At 66.6% G+C, this 1,195-nt stretch carries 1 protein-coding gene; it reads left to right on the top strand.

The window, feature by feature from the left end; genetic code table 11:
* Positions 1-1,188: an elongation factor Tu gene (gene tuf, locus F0Q34_RS21515; RefSeq protein WP_149814418.1), complete on the top strand. Its 1,188-nt coding sequence runs from the start codon at positions 1-3 to the stop codon at positions 1,186-1,188.
* Positions 1,189-1,195: the final 7 nt, after the last annotated feature.

Genomic DNA, 1,195 nt, shown 5'->3' on the forward strand with positions numbered 1-1,195 from the left:
ATGGCGAAAGCTAAGTTTGAGCGGAACAAGCCGCACTGCAACATTGGCACGATCGGGCATGTGGACCATGGCAAGACGTCGCTGACGGCGGCGATCACCAAGGTTCTGGCCGAGGCGGGTGGTGCGACGTTCACGGCGTACGACCAGATCGACAAGGCGCCGGAAGAGAAGGCGCGCGGCATCACGATCTCGACCTCGCATGTTGAGTACGAGACGGCGAACCGGCACTACGCGCATGTCGACTGCCCGGGCCACGCCGACTACGTGAAGAACATGATCACCGGTGCGGCGCAGATGGACGGCGCGATCCTGGTGGTGTCGGCGGCCGACGGCCCGATGCCGCAGACGCGCGAGCACATCCTGCTGGCGCGCCAGGTTGGCGTGCCGGCGCTGGTGGTGTTCCTGAACAAGTGCGACATGGCCGATCCCGACCTGCTGGAGCTGGTCGAGATGGAGGTGCGCGAGCTGCTGAGCTCCTACCAGTTCCCGGGCGACGACATCCCGGTGATCAAGGGCTCGGCGCTGATGGCGCTGGAAGACAAGTCGCCGGAGCTGGGCCGCGACGCGGTGCTGAAGCTGATGGAGGCGGTGGACGCCTACATTCCGCAGCCGGAGCGCGCCAAGGACCGTCCGTTCCTGATGCCGGTCGAGGACGTGTTCTCGATCTCGGGCCGCGGCACGGTGGTGACGGGGCGCGTCGAGCGCGGCGTGATCAAGGTCGGCGAGGAAGTCGAGATCGTCGGGCTGAAGGACACCGTGAAGACGACGGTGACCGGCGTCGAGATGTTCCGCAAGCTGCTGGACAGCGGCGAGGCGGGCGACAACATCGGCGCGCTGCTGCGCGGCACGAAGCGCGAGGACGTGGAGCGCGGCCAGGTTCTGGCGGCCCCCGGCTCGATCAAGCCGCACAACAAGTTCAAGGCCGAGGCGTACATCCTGACCAAGGAAGAAGGTGGCCGGCACACGCCGTTCTTCACCAACTACCGCCCGCAGTTCTACTTCCGCACGACCGACGTGACGGGCGTGGTGCAGCTGCCGGAAGGCGTCGAGATGGTGATGCCGGGCGACAACATCTCGATGGATGTCGAGCTGATCGCGCCGATCGCCATGGATGAGGGCCTGCGCTTCGCCATCCGCGAAGGCGGCCGCACCGTCGGCGCCGGCGTCGTCGCCTCCATCTCCGCTTAAGCCGGAC

Origin of the sequence: Teichococcus oryzae (assembly GCF_008386565.1) — a bacterium.
GTDB lineage: Bacteria > Pseudomonadota > Alphaproteobacteria > Acetobacterales > Acetobacteraceae > Pseudoroseomonas > Pseudoroseomonas oryzae.

Excerpts from the sequence above, each read along its gene's own strand:
- tuf (WP_149814418.1), top strand. The coding sequence starts at position 1 with ATGGCGAAAGCTAAGTTTGAGCGGAACAAGCCGCACTGCAACATTGGC.